The sequence below is a fragment of the Wenzhouxiangella indolica genome (genome assembly GCF_042310355.1).
In the GTDB taxonomy this organism is placed as follows: domain Bacteria; phylum Pseudomonadota; class Gammaproteobacteria; order Xanthomonadales; family Wenzhouxiangellaceae; genus Wenzhouxiangella.
Map to the genome: position 1 here is coordinate 36,768 of NZ_JBHJMR010000003.1, position 15,192 is coordinate 51,959.

General features: G+C 61.6%; 7 protein-coding genes. All 7 read left to right on the forward strand.

What is annotated here, in order from left to right:
• The first annotated feature begins 109 nt into the window (after positions 1 to 109).
• Entirely contained in the window at positions 110 to 2,707 is a 2,598-nt protein-coding gene (gene clpB / locus ACDC67_RS05290; RefSeq protein WP_376691632.1) for an ATP-dependent chaperone ClpB, read from the forward strand.
• Between the two features lie 119 nt (positions 2,708 to 2,826).
• Positions 2,827 to 3,051 carry a plasmid mobilization protein gene (locus tag ACDC67_RS05295; RefSeq protein ID WP_376691244.1) on the forward strand — a complete coding sequence of 75 codons (225 nt, stop codon included), beginning with the start codon at positions 2,827 to 2,829 and terminating at the stop codon, positions 3,049 to 3,051.
• Complete coding sequence (locus ACDC67_RS05300; protein WP_376691246.1) at positions 3,048 to 3,440, forward strand: type II toxin-antitoxin system VapC family toxin; 393 nt, start codon at positions 3,048 to 3,050, stop codon at positions 3,438 to 3,440. The genes ACDC67_RS05295 and ACDC67_RS05300 overlap by 4 nt, the downstream gene beginning before the upstream one ends.
• Before the next feature lie 215 nt (positions 3,441 to 3,655).
• Positions 3,656 to 10,090, forward strand: a complete 6,435-nt coding sequence (locus ACDC67_RS05305) for an NHL domain-containing protein (RefSeq protein ID WP_376691248.1) — start codon at positions 3,656 to 3,658, stop codon at positions 10,088 to 10,090.
• 1 nt (position 10,091) lies between these two features.
• Positions 10,092 to 10,427, forward strand: coding sequence for a hypothetical protein (locus tag ACDC67_RS05310; protein WP_376691249.1), 336 nt, complete (start codon positions 10,092 to 10,094; stop codon positions 10,425 to 10,427).
• Between the two features lie 240 nt (positions 10,428 to 10,667).
• Positions 10,668 to 13,637, forward strand: coding sequence for a hypothetical protein (locus ACDC67_RS05315; RefSeq protein ID WP_376691251.1), 2,970 nt, complete (start codon positions 10,668 to 10,670; stop codon positions 13,635 to 13,637).
• A 62-nt stretch (positions 13,638 to 13,699) separates the two neighbouring features.
• Complete coding sequence (locus tag ACDC67_RS05320; protein ID WP_376691252.1) at positions 13,700 to 15,163, forward strand: hypothetical protein; 1,464 nt, start codon at positions 13,700 to 13,702, stop codon at positions 15,161 to 15,163.
• The last annotated feature ends 29 nt before the right edge of the window (positions 15,164 to 15,192 follow it).

The following is a 15,192-nucleotide window of genomic DNA, read 5'->3' on the forward strand; positions in this document are numbered from 1 at the left end:
GCCTTCACCATCCCCCCTCTTCCGAACTCCGGCAGCTTGATTCGTGCGCCAAGCGCCCCAACCCTGTGGATAAGTTGAAAATTCACAGGGGAGCCAACCTGTTATGAGAATGGAGAAATTGACCGCCCGGTTCCAGCAGGCACTGGGCGAAGCGCAAAGCCTGGCCGTCAGCCTCGATCACAACCTGCTTGAACCCGAGCACCTGATGCTGGCGCTGCTGGACCAGGAAGGTGGCGGCATTCGCGGCCTGCTGTCGCGATCGGGCGCGCAGGTCGACCAGTTGCGCTCGGCCCTGGGCGAGAAGGTCGAGGGGTTTCCGAAAGTCACCGGCCAGGCCGGCCAGATCAACCTGTCCAACGATCTCGGCCGCGTCCTGAACCTGACCGACAAGATCGCCACCAAGCGCGGCGATGCCTACATCGCCTCCGAGCTGTTCGTGCTGGCCGCGCTGGAAGCCAAGGTCGGCCTGAGCGAGTTGCTGCACCAGGCCGGCGTGACCCGCAAGGCGGTCGAGGACGCCATCGAGTCGGTCCGCGGCGGCGAGAAGGTTGAAGACCCCAATGCCGAGGACACGCGCGAGGCGCTTTCGAAGTACACCATTGACCTGACCGAGAAAGCCGAGCAGTCGCGCCTGGATCCGGTCATCGGCCGCGACGAGGAGATCCGCCGCACCGTGCAGGTGCTGCAGCGGCGCACCAAGAACAACCCGGTGCTCATCGGCGAGCCCGGCGTGGGCAAGACCGCTATCGTCGAGGGCCTGGCACAACGCATCGTCAACGGCGAGGTGCCCGAGGGCCTGAAGAACAAGCGCGTGCTCTCGCTCGACATGGGCGCGCTGATCGCCGGCGCGAAGTACCGCGGCGAGTACGAGGAGCGCCTCAAGGCCGTGCTCAACGAGATCAAGCGCGAGGAAGGCAAGATCATCCTGTTCATCGACGAGGTGCACACGATGGTCGGCGCCGGCAAGACCGAGGGCTCGATGGACGCTGGCAACATGCTCAAGCCCGCCCTGGCCCGCGGCGAACTGCACTGCGTGGGCGCGACCACGCTCAACGAGTACCGCGAGAACATCGAGAAGGATGCCGCGCTCGAGCGTCGCTTCCAGAAGGTGCTGGTCGAGGAGCCGAGCGTCGAGGACACCATCGCCATCCTGCGCGGCCTGCAGGAGCGCTACGAGGTGCATCACGGCGTCGATATCACCGACCCGGCGCTGGTGGCTGCCGCGACCCTGTCGCATCGCTACATTACCGATCGCAACCTGCCCGACAAGGCGATCGACCTGATGGACGAGGCGGCCAGCCGCATCCGCATGGAGATCGACTCCAAGCCCGAGTCCATGGACCGGCTCGAGCGACGCCTGATCCAGCTCAAGATCCAGCGCGAGGCCCTGAAGAAGGAAACCGACGAGGCCTCGAAAAAGCGCCTGGCCGACCTCCAGGGCGAGATCGACGAGCTCGAACGCGAGTTCGCCGACCTCGAGGAAGTCTGGAAGACCGAAAAGGCCTCGGTGCAGGACGCCACGCACATCAAGGAGGAACTCGAGCGCGCCCGGGCCGAACTCGACAACGCCCGCCGGGCGCAGGATCTCTCGCGCATGGCCGAGTTGCAGCACGGGCGCATCCCGGAACTGGAGCAGCAGCTCGAGCAGGCCGAGTCGAGCGAGACGACCGACAATTTCCAGCTGCTGCGCAACAAGGTCACCGACGAGGAAATCGCCGAGGTGGTCAGCCGCTGGACCGGCATTCCGGTCTCGAAGATGCTCGAGGCCGAGCGCGACAAGCTGCTCAAGATGGAGGAAGCCCTGCACGAGCGCGTCATCGGCCAGGACGAGGCAGTCAAGGCCGTCGCCGACGCCATCCGTCGCTCCCGCGCCGGACTGGCCGACCCCAACCGGCCCAACGGCTCCTTCCTGTTCCTGGGGCCGACGGGTGTCGGCAAGACCGAGCTGTGCAAGTCGCTGGCGAACTTCCTGTTCGACACCGAGGACGCCATGGTGCGCATCGACATGTCGGAGTTCATGGAAAAGCACGCCGTCGCCCGCCTGATCGGCGCACCGCCGGGCTACGTCGGCTACGAAGAGGGCGGCTACCTGACCGAAACCGTCCGCCGCCGGCCGTATTCGGTGATCCTGCTCGACGAGGTCGAGAAGGCGCATCCGGAAGTCTTCAACATCCTGCTGCAGGTGCTCGACGACGGCCGCCTGACCGACGGCCACGGCCGCACGGTCGATTTCCGCAACACCGTCATCGTCATGACCTCCAACCTGGGCTCGGATCGCATCCAGTCCATGGCCGATTCGGAGTACGAGGCAATGAAGTCGGCGGTGATGGAAGTCGTCGGCCAGCACTTCCGGCCGGAGTTCATCAACCGCGTCGACGAAATCGTGGTCTTCCACCCGCTCGACCGCGCCCAGATCCGCGAGATCGCGGCGGTGCAGATCAAGTACCTGGAAGGTCGCCTGGCCGACCGCGACATTGCGTTCGAAATCACCGATGCCGCCCTCGACCTGCTCGGCGAAGCCGGCTTCGACCCGGTCTATGGCGCAAGACCGCTCAAGCGCGCGATCCAGAATCGCCTGGAGAACAGTCTCGCCCAGCAGATCCTGGCCGGCGAGTTCGGCCCGGGTGACACCATCCGCGTCGACGCCGCCGACGGCGAGCTGGTCTTCGTGCGCGAGCCGGGCGCCGAGGCGGCCGCCGCGGGTTGATTGCACCAGGTCGGGTTCGGCATCCGGACCCCACCTAGCCCCTTCACGGCCCGGTGTCGCCGCGAATTGCCATCGATATCCAGGCTAGCCTATAAGCACATACATTGGCAGAATCGCTCATGGCTCGACTTTGCTGCTATCTGCCTGACGAGGAAGCTGAGGCGTTGCGCAGCCGCGCCGAGCGGGCCGGTATGAGCGTTTCACGATACCTGGCCGAACTCGCTCGCCGTGACGGCCTCACACACTGGCCGAAGGGCTATTTCGAGCGCGTCTTCGGCGGTGATGTCGAGCCGATCGAACGTGGGCCGCAGGGCGAGTTCGAGCGGCGCGCCGGGCTTGAATGAAGCTACTCAATACGGATATCTGCATTCACCTGCTCAACGCGCGAGAACCGGCGTTGCTTGAGCACTTTCGGGCGCATCTTCCAATGGATATGGCCTTGTGCAGCATCGTTAGCGCGGAGTTGCTCTGGGGAGCGCGTAACAGTCGCCGCGTGGAAGCCAATCTCGAGCGGGTTCGACGATCTGCCGAGCCGCTTCAATCATTGCCATTTGATGATTGCTGTGCAGAGCACTACGGGATTGTCCGGGCGGAATTGGCTCGCCAGGGAAGGCCGATCGAACCGAACGACACCCTTATTGTAGCGATCGGGCTTGCCAATGACGCCACCCTTGTCACTCGAAGCCAGCGCGAGTTCGAGCGCATCACTGATCTGCCTGTGGATGTCTGGTAGGTCGGCACTGCATCGTCGACGGACGACGCCTCGGTACTCCCACCGGACTCTATGCGGCCTCCCGGTTTGTTTGCGAGGCACGAAGCAGATCCTTGTAGTGGTTGACGAGATATCGCCTGATACCTCCTCGGTTCCACGCATCATTTACGGCATTTTGTGGTTCCTTCGAAAATCTGCTAGCCTAAAAAACAAGCTTTGGGGGCGAAGCGTGGAACTTGAGGGAGTTGGCCTTGAACGTTGGAGGGACCCTGCGCGTCGGCCTTGTTTTATGGGTGACGCTGCTCATTATCGCCTGCGCCGGTACGTCGGTTGAACGTCCGGATCTTGACGCGTCTGTTGGCTACGATGCAGACACCGCGCTTGCCTATGCACCGACGACCGGTGCCTCCTGGTGGTTAGCTTCAGCGATACAGTTCGATGACGAGGTTTTCCTTGATCGCTTCGAGCAGTCCGACCAGGCTCCTTCACCGCCCGAACTGATTTTTTTATCCCCGGAAGATGGTGCTTTGATCGGAGACTCAAGGCCCGAGCTGTCGCTCGCCTTTGTCGACGAGGGTGGTGGTGTCGACACGGATAGTTTGACCTTTACGGTCGATGCGGAGCCGGCTTCTTTCGATTGTCAATTCTCTGATCTCGAAGCGGACTGTGTTCCCGCCGAACCACTAGGCGACGGGCGGAGGCAGATAACTGCGACTGTTTCCGATTGGGCCGGACAGAGCTCTTCGCCGGCTGAGATCGAAGTTGTCATCAATACATGGGTGCCGCCAGTGCTCGATCCCGAGCTGCTGCGGATCGATGAACTGGATGACGCTCTGCATTTGAGGGGCAACGCAGGCACGACGCGGCCGGGAACCTGGGTCGAGGCGCACAATATTGCGACTGGCGAGCGAATCCAGGCCCTGGTTGATTCGAATGGCGAGTTCGAGTTGACCATTGCGGTCTCACCGGGCGACACGGTCGAGCTGCGGCTGATCAGCTCAGCAGACAATGCTGGTCAGCCTTATCTGTACACTTACGACTTGCCTCCTGATCCCGGAGACACCGCTCCGGAAGACGATGAAGGCGGCTTTGGTGATGACGTCGACTTCATCTACCAGCCACCTAACCCGATTCAGATCGGGCTCGATCCAGACGTGCTCGATCCCGTGCAGGTTGCGGTAGCCCGAGGCCAGGTCACCGATCGCGGCGGCGAACCCTTGCCCGGGGTGCGCGTGACGATCAAGGATCATCCTGAGTACGGCTACACCCTGACGCGCGACGACGGCTGGTTCGATCTCGTCGTCAATGGCGGCGGAAACGTCGTTCTGGAGTATCGCAAAGGCGGCTATCTGCCGGCTCAACGCCGCGTGGCGATGCGCTGGAATGACTATGTCGTCGCACCTGAGGTGGGGCTTGTGAGATTGGCGGCGGAAGCGACACCCATCGAGTTGGGCAGCGACGAGCCGCAGTTAGCCACGGGGGCCGTGGAAAGCGATGATACGGGGTCGCGTCAACCTTCGGTCTTCTTTCCACCGCTAACTCGGGCACGCGTTTTCGACGAGCAGGGCCGTCTCAACGACGTCGAAGAGATCAATGTTCGATTCAGCGAATACACCGTTGGAGAGTTCGGGCGTCAGGCCATGCCTTCGCCGTTGCCGCCGAATTCCGCCTACACCTATGCCGTGGAAATCTCGGTCGACGAGGCCGAAGGGCGCAAGGTCGCCGGCCGGGACGTGGTGTTCGATGAGCCCGTTGCCCTGCACGTCGACAACTTCATGGACTATCCCGTGGGCGGCGGCGTCCCCACCGGATACTACGACAATGATGCTTCAGCCTGGGTTGCGGTGCCCGACGGCATCATCATCGGCGTGCTGGATGTTGATGACGGAATGCTGGTTCTTGATCTAAACGGAGACGGCGTTCCTGCCACACCGGCGGAGCTGGCCGAATGGCAGATTACCGATGCAGAGCGTGCCATGCTCGCCCAGCGTTTCGAGCCCGGCGACAGCTTTTGGCGCGTGCAGCTCGATCATTTTTCCACCTGGGACTGCAATTGGCCGTTTGGGCCGGACGATGATGCCATTCCGCCGGATTCGGACGTCGATATTGACGACGGCGATGAAGACGATCCCTGCACGGTCGATGGTTGCGAAATCAACGCCTTCACGCAGTCGATGTCCGAAACCGTCGATATCCCCGGGATGCCGGGCGGGTCGATGGGCTATGACTCGCAATACATGGTCGGGGCTGCGGGCTCGGGGCCGTCACTCGATATCCGGTTGACGCCAGCGGACTTGCCCCAGTCCCTCAAGCACGTGGTGCTGCAGGTGGAGTTTCTGGGCAATCGCTTCGAGTCGCTCTATCCGCCGCTCCCCAACCAGACCACAAGTATTCCTCTGGTATTGCTCGATCCCTATTTCAGGGAAAGAGACGGCAGCTTCCCGGTCAAGGTCCGCATCGGCTACGCTTACAGGCCGGTGCCGCGTGGCTCCGGCGGCGGCAGCGGGGGCGGCTTCGGTCGGCCGGGTGCCGGGGCGATCACCGGCGACCGGGAACGATTCGAGGTCACCCTGTGGTGGGATTGGGAAGACGAACTGACGCTCAAGAGCGCGCAGCGCTCGCGCGAAACCATGAGTTGGCGGTTGCCGTTCCAGCACATGTTGGAGGTCGAAACCGGCACGCTCTATTTGGGTAGCGGACAGCGCGTCAGCTTGTTCGATCGTCCCGAGATCATTCGTACGCTAGCCGGTTCTGAAGATGCCGGCACTGGCGCTTCGGGTGATCCGGCGCTTGGCGCCACCCTGGACGACCCGGCCGGTGTTGCCGTCAACGCCGCCGGAGAACTCTACGTCGCGGACCGGGGCAATCACCGCATCGTTCGCGTTGATCGCCTGGGTAACCTGGAGATCGTAGCCGGCGACGGTGTGCCCGGTGACAGCGGCGACGGCGGACCGGCGGTCGACGCACAATTGAACACCCCCTCGGGGCTGGCGCTGCTGCCCGATGGGCGCCTGGCCGTTGCCGATACGGGCAACCACCGGATCAGGGTAATCAGTGAGGATGGCGTCATCTCGACCCTCGCGGGAACCGGCACAGCCGGGGCCGCCGGTGACGGTGGGCCCGCGACCGCCGCCCAGTTGAATGCCCCGGAGGACGTGACCGCGGATCCAGCGGGCTATTTCTATATCGCTGATACCGGCAATGATCGTCTGCGCGTGGTGCCGCCCGGCGGTTTGATCGAAACCTGGGCCGGTGCCGGCACCAGCCGCAGTGCGCATCGTGCCCGCGATCTTCAGTTGATCGCACCCACGGGTGTCGTTGCCGACGCCGAAGGCAACGTGTATGTCGCCGAAAGCGGAGAACATCGCATCTGGCGCCTCACACCCGATGGTGGCGTCGAACCGGCTGCCGGCAGCGGTCAGACCGACTACAACGGCGAGAACATTCCGGCTGAAGAGGCCAACATAACCGTCAGTGCGATCGGGCTGGATCGCAGCGGCCAGCTCCTGATCGCCGATCCGCAGAATCGGCGGATCCGAAAGGTTGATGCCAACGGCACGATTGCAACCCTGGCGGGCAACGGAGACGACGGCTTCGCGCTCGAACAATCCGTGGCGCGACGCGCGGCGCTGGGGTGGCCCAACGGCGTGGCCGTCACGCCCGACAACCTGGTCCTGTTTTCGCAAGCCCATGCCGTTCGCCGAATCGCACGGCCCTTTCCGACGGCTTCGGAAGGGGAGTACGTCGTCCCCGGTCCGGGAGGGGAAAGACTGCATGTCTTCGATCTCGACGGCCGGCACCTGGCCACGCGAGACGCGCTGACGGGCGGCACGCTGTATACGCTTCAGTACGACGGTCAGGGTCGGGTCGTTTCCAGAACCGACGCTTACGGCAACGTCACGACAATCGAACGCGACGCCGTCGGCCACCCCACGGCCCTGATTTCTCCGGACGGGCTGCGCACGGAGTTCTCGCTTGACTCCAGCGGACGCCTCGAGACGGTCACGACACCGGCCGGGCACGTCACTGAATTCAGCTACGACGGCGACGGTCTCATGCAGTCGAAGACCAACGCGCGCGGTCATCGCTGGGACTACGAGTACGATGACGACGGTCGGCTCGTGGCCGACGATTTCCCGGACGGCGGCGGCTGGACGATCACCCGCCGCGGCGGCGGTGCCTGGTGGGAAACCGATTTCACGACGCGACTGGGCCGCACCACGACCTACGGCATGCAGAAGTTCGCCGACGGCTCGGAACTCAGGACGGTCGAGCGCCCCGACGGCGCCCAGTCGGAAACATGGATCGGTGCGGCTGGTGACCAGGTGGCCACGCTGTTCGACGGCACCGAAGTGACCACGATCGAAGCGCCCGATCCGCGTTTCGGCGTGCAGGTGATGCGCGAGGCCGCCACCACGGTCAGGACGCCGTCGGGGCTCGAATTGAACGTCGAAAAGGATGTGTCCGTCCTGCCGCCGACAGCCGTCGCTCCCGAGGAGATCGAGCGCTGGACGGAGACGGTTGCTGTCAACGGGCGCGAGTACACCCTGGAATACGACCAGGTCGAGCGTACCTTCACCCGGGTGACACCGGCCGGACGCGGCAGGGTTCAGAAGGTCGATGAGTATCGCCGTCCAGTACGCACCGAGGTACCGGGCCTGACGCCGGTCGAGTATGAATACGACGCCAGTGGGCGTTTGACGGCCATCGTGCAGGGGGAGGGCGACACGCAGCGCTCGCACAGTTTCACCTACGATGCCAACGGGTATCTGGAAACCGTGACCGATCCGCTGGGACGAACGGTCACCTTGCAGTCCGACCAGGACGGTCGCCCCCATACCGTCGAGCTACCCGATCAACGCCAGATCGACCTGGAGATCGACCCCAACGGCAACGTCACGGCCCTGACGACGCCTTCGGACAGCGAGCACACCTTCGAATATGACCCGATGGATCGCGAGACACGCTACGAGGCGCCCCAGCTCGACTCCGAGCCCACAGCCACACAATCGATTTTCGACGTCGACGGCAATATTACGACTCACAGTGTCCCGGGCAATATCGACCTCAATTTCGACTACGACGCCGCCGGTCGTTTGACCAGCCTGTCACGCCCGGTCCTGGACGGTGACGGCGGTAACGAAGTCGCGCTGGGCTATGCCTACGACGGCCCGCTCGTCACTCGCGAAACCTATACCGGCGCGGTTGAAGGCCAGGTCGACTACCACTATGACAACGACTTCCGGCTGATCGGCCTCGACGTGGCCGGCGCCGAGACCGACTACCACTACGATGCCGACGGGCTCCTGATTGAGGCCGTGACCGACGGCCAGTCCATGCAGCTTCATCGCGATCCCGACAACGGTCTGCTGACCGGTACCAGTGCCGGCGTGGTCGATGATCACTGGAGCTACAACCAATTCGGCGAGCCGACGGAGTATCAAGTCGAGATCGAAGGCGAGCCCTATTTCGTCACACAGTACGAGCGCGATGATGCCGGCCGCATCACCACCAAGACCGAGACCATCGACGGCGTCACCACCGAGTACGCGTACGACTACGACCTCGCTGGCCGCCTGGAACGCGTCTGGATCGATGGTGAAATCGACGAGGAATACACCTACGATGACAACGGCAATCGCCTGAGCCTGCACCGCCCCGATGAGGGAACGACCGTCACAGGCACCTACGATGCCCAGGACCGGATGCAAAGTTACGGCGAATGCACCTTCGACTACACGCCCAATGGCGAACTACAAGCCAAGCATTGCGCCGACGGCACAACTCGATACACATACAATCTTTTTGGCGATCTCACGGCCGTCGCTATGCCTGACGGCACACAGATCGAATACATCGTTGACGGTAGCGGTCGACGGCTGGGAAAGCGAGTCGATGGGGAGGTCGTTCAGAGCTTTCTCTACCGAGATCAGATTAATCCGGTTGTCGAGCTCGATAGCGACGGCAATGTCACGGCTACATTTGTTTACAGACAAGGCAGTCATATACCCACTATGATTCAGAAGGGCAGCTCTACTTACCGAGTCTTGACCGATCAGGTAGGTAGTGTGAGGCAACTGATAGACGTGAATACTGGGCAGGTCGTGCAAGAGAAAAAGTATGATGCTTGGGGGCGTGTTGTCTATGATACTAACCCTGGGTTTCAGCCGTTTGCGTTTGCCGGAGGGATACATGATCAAGATGCCGGCCTAATCAGATTTGGGGCTAGGGACTATGATCCAAACGCGGGGCGCTGGATGACAAAGGATCCGATTAAATTTGTGGGGGGCGACTCGAATCTGTACGGATACGTTATCAGCGATCCTGTCAACTACCAGGATGAGCGCGGGCTGGTGCGATGGACGTTCTTGGGTTGTACAGTTGCAAATGCCGCATGGTCATATTTTTCCACTAGAAATGAGATCAATGCACTCTATGAAGGAACAGAACTCCTTAGAGATCAGATTAGTCGTATAGATGAGCGACTGGAGAACTGTCCAGATACAGAAACACGGCTATTTCTTTACAGTGAACGAAAGAGGTTGACTGATATGGTAAATGAAGATATTGGGCGCAGCGGACTTTTTTCTAATGCAGCGTTTATTGACGTGCCAAAGGCCGCCGCAATAGAAGCCGGTTGTGTGGCATTGATCTTTGCCCCGGTTCCTTAGTATGTCCAAGCTCACCAGTGTGCTGTTGTGTGTTTGTGTGGTTGTTAGCTGCTTTGGTGTAGCCAACTCATTGAGTGCCTTTAAGACATACACTCTCGAGCAGAAGGTTTCGGAACTCCTTGTTCCGGATAGTATTTCGAATGAAGATTTCTCAGGAGAACTTGAGTATTGGTCGGGACTTGCCGCAGAGGTTCATGAGAAGTTGCTGCGTTCATTTGAAAAGTTCAAAGTCTATGCCTTGTACGAAGCTTTGGCGTGGTTATTTTTGTCAGTTATCCTTCTGGTTGCGCTGTTCATTGAAGTGTTTCGATCTAGAAGCCTGCGGCGGTCGGGATAGGCTATCGTGTATTGGTGATTTTTGATACCTGATGCTGAGGGAGAAAAAAAGATCCTGCCCAGCCCGCATGATCGGGTTATATCTCATGCAGCGAGCCATGTGTATTCAGGTTACAAGAAAGCCATATTTCTTATTATTTGGCCTATTGTTGATGCATGGTTGGATGTACGTGAGTTTTTGACTCCCGGGCCTAGGGAAGTAACTGGGTAGGCTTGGCCTCTTTTTCGTTGAGTGGATTGCTTGGTTTTGGTTAGATATATTCAATGGTTGGGTATTGGGGTTGCTGCCTCTCTCGTTTTGGCAGCGATTCCGGGTCAGACCGATGGCGACGATCGATCGGGCAGCGGTCATTTCACCGAGTATGAGTACAACGACTCGGGTCGTATCATTGGAATCATCACTGTGGTTGATGAGTCACCGCCCGAGGTCTCGCATATTAATCCCGCGATCGTCCGTCGTGGGCCGGCGGTGGCGGCTATGATTCATGGTAGTGGGCTGCGACAGGCGCAGATTGAGGCGGATCATCCTGGACTCTCTGTTTCCAGTGTCACGTCCAGCGCGAGTTGGGTCAGCCTCGAGTTGATGGCGGATGAGTCCGTGCCGCTTGGTTCCCGCACCTTGACGCTGACAACGTCGCTTGGCAGCGATACTGTGGGCGTCGAAGTCTATCCGCGTTTGCCGGAGCTCCAGGTATCGCCGGATCCGGCGGCCATCTCTCCCGGAGGCCAGGTGGCGCTGAATATCGGCATCGACTCTGCTGATGTGATTGATCATGTCTTTGAGCTTTCCGTTGTCGATCCTTCGGTCGCCCAGGTGTCTCATGGGGCGGTCGTTATCGAAGCCGGACAGCTCGAACCACAGGCTGCGGTGACGATGGACGGCACGGCCCTGGGGACGACCGTGCTTCGTATTGAAAGCGATGAAATCGTCGATCGCTCTGTGCCGGTTTATGTCACCGAGTCCTGGCAGCCTCCTCCCGGTGGTGTCGAGTTCTTCTCGCCGGCCGTGGGGGTTTCTCTCGGGGAGCCGCCGTCGCCGCCGCGGTTGATTGAGTACGGACCATTTGTGTCGATGCTGGGTGTGGTGATGCCCGGCACCCCGGATGTGACACCGGGGAGTAGAGGGCCCCTGGTCGCCCCGCTTTTAGGTATCAATGTCGGCCCGGTTCTTGAAAGTCTGAGTCCGTCGAATGTCGTTCGTGGTGGGGATCCCGTGAGTGTGACGGCGACAGGCGTTGGTCTGGACCAGGTTGCCAGCGCCGAGCTCTTACCGCCCGAAGATGTTGTCGTGAGCGTGCTATCCGCGGCGACCGACGGAAAAAGTCTGAGCCTGGAGGTCCAGGCGGCAGCACAGGCCGAGCTGGGCTCGCGTCGATTGCGTCTATTGACCGGCAGTGGTGAGACTCTGCCGCCTGCTGACTCCGCTTCGGATCGGCTGCGGATTACCGATCCGGTGCCGGTGGTGGAGTCCGTTTCTCCCCTGCATCTGGTGCGTGGCGAACAGAACGTCGAACTGGCCGTGCGCGGCCGATTGCTGGGCGAAGTCGAAACCGTTCAGTTGGTCCCGGCAGATGGCGTGACCGTCGGCTCCACGCCCGAGATTGCGGCCGATGGACGCAGCCTTCGAATCGACCTTGCCGTGGCAGGCGATGCGCCTCTGGGGCCGCGCACCGTTGTGGTGACATCACCGGCGGGAAGTTCCGAGGCGACGTCTTCGGCCTACAACACCGTCGAGGTCGTGGACGAACTGGTCGGCCGGGTCACACCCGTAGTCGCGCCCTTGCTCGGCATCGTGCTCGACGGCGGGGACACTGGCACTGGATCATCTGTAACTTTGCGCTCCCCCGAAGTCGGGGTGACGCTCGGCGCCGTAATGGACGGGATCTTTCCCGCCGCCGGCGGGGCCGGTACGAATGTGACCTTAACCGTCTCGGGTTCCGGCTTGCAGGCAGCTACGGAACTGCGTTTCGAGCCGGACACCGGCCTGACGATATCCGCCTGGTCCAGCACCCCGGACGGAAGCGCGCTGAGCATGGATGTGGCCATTGCCGCCGATGCACCGCGCACGGTGCGCCGCCTGGTGGTCGAGACTGCAGAGGGTATCGTGCCGTCGTCGGGGGGCGATGATGATCGATTCCGCGTCACCGAACAGATGCCGGAGATTGATTCCGTCGCCCCGATTTTGCTGGTGGTCGATTCGGGCCCCACGTCACTACGGATTCGCGGCAGCAATCTTCACGACGCGGCTTCTGTCGAGCTGCTGCCGCCCGACGATGTTGAAGTCGGCGTACCGGAGAGCGCCGCCGATGGCGCCTGGGTGGATGTCGATGTCTCGGCGTCGGCGGCTGCCGAGGTCGGTCCACGCGCGCTGGTTGTGCATACGCCGGCCGGTGCCACTGCGGGTTTGCCCACTTCGGCCAATACGGTGAACCTGGCTACGGGAGTCGATACAACGGTAACGCCGCTGGTCTCTTCGCTGGTCGGCGTGGATATGGTCAGTACGCCCCCGTCGAACGACTTGGAAGTGTCATTGGTTGCACCACTGCTGGGCGTTGAAGTGGCCGAGACGATCGATCCGGAATCGCCGATCCGGGCCGTCCGATCCAGCTTGTTGGGCACGACGGTGGGATCCGTCGTGACGGCACTGCAGCCGCAGTATTTGCCGGTCGACGCCGAGCACGAGATTCTGATTGAAGGCGTGGGACTCGAGAATGTCGGGACGGTGGCCTTCGATCCCCCGGAGGGAATTGCCACCATCGCGGGACCGAGTGCGGCAGCGGACGGCAGCAATGTCAGCCTGGCCGTGACGATCGAGCCCGATGCGCTCCAGACGACACGACGGGTTTCAGTCATCGAGAACGATCAATCGATTCCGGTTGCGTGGCCGGCCGACGCACGCGTGCAAGTGGTCGGTACCGAACCGGCGATCACCTCGGTCGCACCCATTCAGGCAATTCCGGGTGAGACGATCAGCCTGGTCATCCGCGGCTACAACCTCTTCGGTGTTACCGCGGTGAGCGCCGAGCCGGCCAGCGGTTTGACCTTCGGCGTCAACCCCCAGGGCAATGCCGCCGGCACGGAGGTGATCGTCAATGTCACGGTCGATCCCGCTGCCTCGTCCGGGCCGCGCGCCATTCGCGTGCATGCCGCCGGCGGCGTGACGCCATCACTGGCCACGTCGGCCAACACACTCAACATTCTCGGAGACTAGCCGTATCCAGTGGAGGGATATTCATCATGTTCAAGCATTCAGACGCAAGAAAGGACAGACTCATGAGTCAGCACAAACCATTGGCAACCGCGTTGCTTTTCGCTTTGGCGGCCGTGTGTGGGCAGGCCCATGCATTTGATAGCGGCAGCACCGGCGAGGATGGTGCGTTCAATCCGACCGTCAACACCGAGGTGCAGCTTCCGGAGAACGGTGTGCTCAACTACACGTCGGTCAACATTCCGCCGGGCGTGGTCGTCACATTTTCTCGCAACACAACTAATACGCCGGTCGTGATGCTCGCCTCCGGTTCAGTCACCATCAGTGGCATCATCGATGTCAGCGGTGGCGATGCCCCGGCATCCGGTGCCGCCGGCGATGGGAATATCGGCGATGACGGTGTGCCCGGTCTGGGAGGTCCAGGGGGCTTTGATGGTGGGCGCGGCGGTGCTGCCAGTTCATCGCCCGAAGAGAATATTTCGGGAGCAGGCTTTGGCCCGGGAGCTGCTGGCAGGAGCACGATACATGATCCTGGGCAGAACACTGAGTACGCATGTGGCGGTTCTGGTGGTGGCTTTGGCAGCCAAGGTGGAATTGCTGGCAACTATTCGAGCAGATGCGAAGATGACGGCTATTCACAGCGCGGTCATAGCTATGGTCAACCTGAGCTTCTGCCATTAGTCGGTGGCTCTGGAGGCGCTGGCGGCGTGGGTTATTTGAACTACATCGGAGGCGGTGGTGGCGCCGGCGGTGGAGCCATTCTGCTTGCTTCATCGGGCACGATTACCGTCGATGGCGAGATTCTCGCGAATGGCGGAAGTGGTGGGGCCAGCGATGGTCAAGGCGCGGGGGGTGCCGGTGGCAGTGGAAGTGGCGGGGCCATCAAGTTGATGGCCAGCGTGATCGAGGGGGAAGGTGCGATCACGGCCTCCGGTGGAGCGAGAAGTTCGGGACCCGACAGTAACTATGCCCGGGGTGGAGCTGGCGGTGACGGCCGTATTCGTCTTGAAGCTGAATCCATGGACCGTACGTCAGGAACCGATCCCGCCTATACCTTCGGCGAGCCCGGGCCGGTGTTTGTCGCCGGGATGCCGACCGTGCGCATTGCTTCGGTAGCCGGCGTCGATGCGCCGGATCAACCCACGGGCAGTGGTGATATCCAGCTTCCCGAATCGACAACCAACCCGGTCGACGTTGAGTTCGAGACAACCGGAATCCCCGTCGGCAATACCGTGACAGTGCGCGTCACGCCCGCCTATGGTGACTTCAACGAGTACATTTCCGACGCGCTGTCAGGCAACGAGACCTTGGCGACCGCTTCGACTGAGGTCGATTTGCCTGCTGGCCCGAGCGTATTGATGGCGACCGTCAGCTACGAAGTGGCGGAAGACACCCAGCAGCAGGCGCTACTTCAGCAAGCCACGGGGGGCGAGCTGGTGAAAACGGTCAGTGTGCAAACGGACGCTTCCGGCAATTCGAAAACCGTGCTCACGACACGCACGGGTCGTCAAATCTTGCTGGATGGTTGATCCGTCACGCTTTGGTTTTCACAATCGGG

Bases quoted from the DNA above. Each gene is read 5' to 3' on its own strand.
- ACDC67_RS05295 (WP_376691244.1), top strand. From the start codon at position 2,827: ATGGCTCGACTTTGCTGCTATCTGCCTGACGAGGAAGCTGAGGCGTTG.
- ACDC67_RS05320 (WP_376691252.1), top strand. From the start codon at position 13,700: ATGAGTCAGCACAAACCATTGGCAACCGCGTTGCTTTTCGCTTTGGCG.
- clpB (WP_376691632.1), top strand. From the start codon at position 110: ATGGAGAAATTGACCGCCCGGTTCCAGCAGGCACTGGGCGAAGCGCAA.
- ACDC67_RS05300 (WP_376691246.1), top strand. From the start codon at position 3,048: ATGAAGCTACTCAATACGGATATCTGCATTCACCTGCTCAACGCGCGA.
- ACDC67_RS05310 (WP_376691249.1), top strand. From the start codon at position 10,092: ATGTCCAAGCTCACCAGTGTGCTGTTGTGTGTTTGTGTGGTTGTTAGC.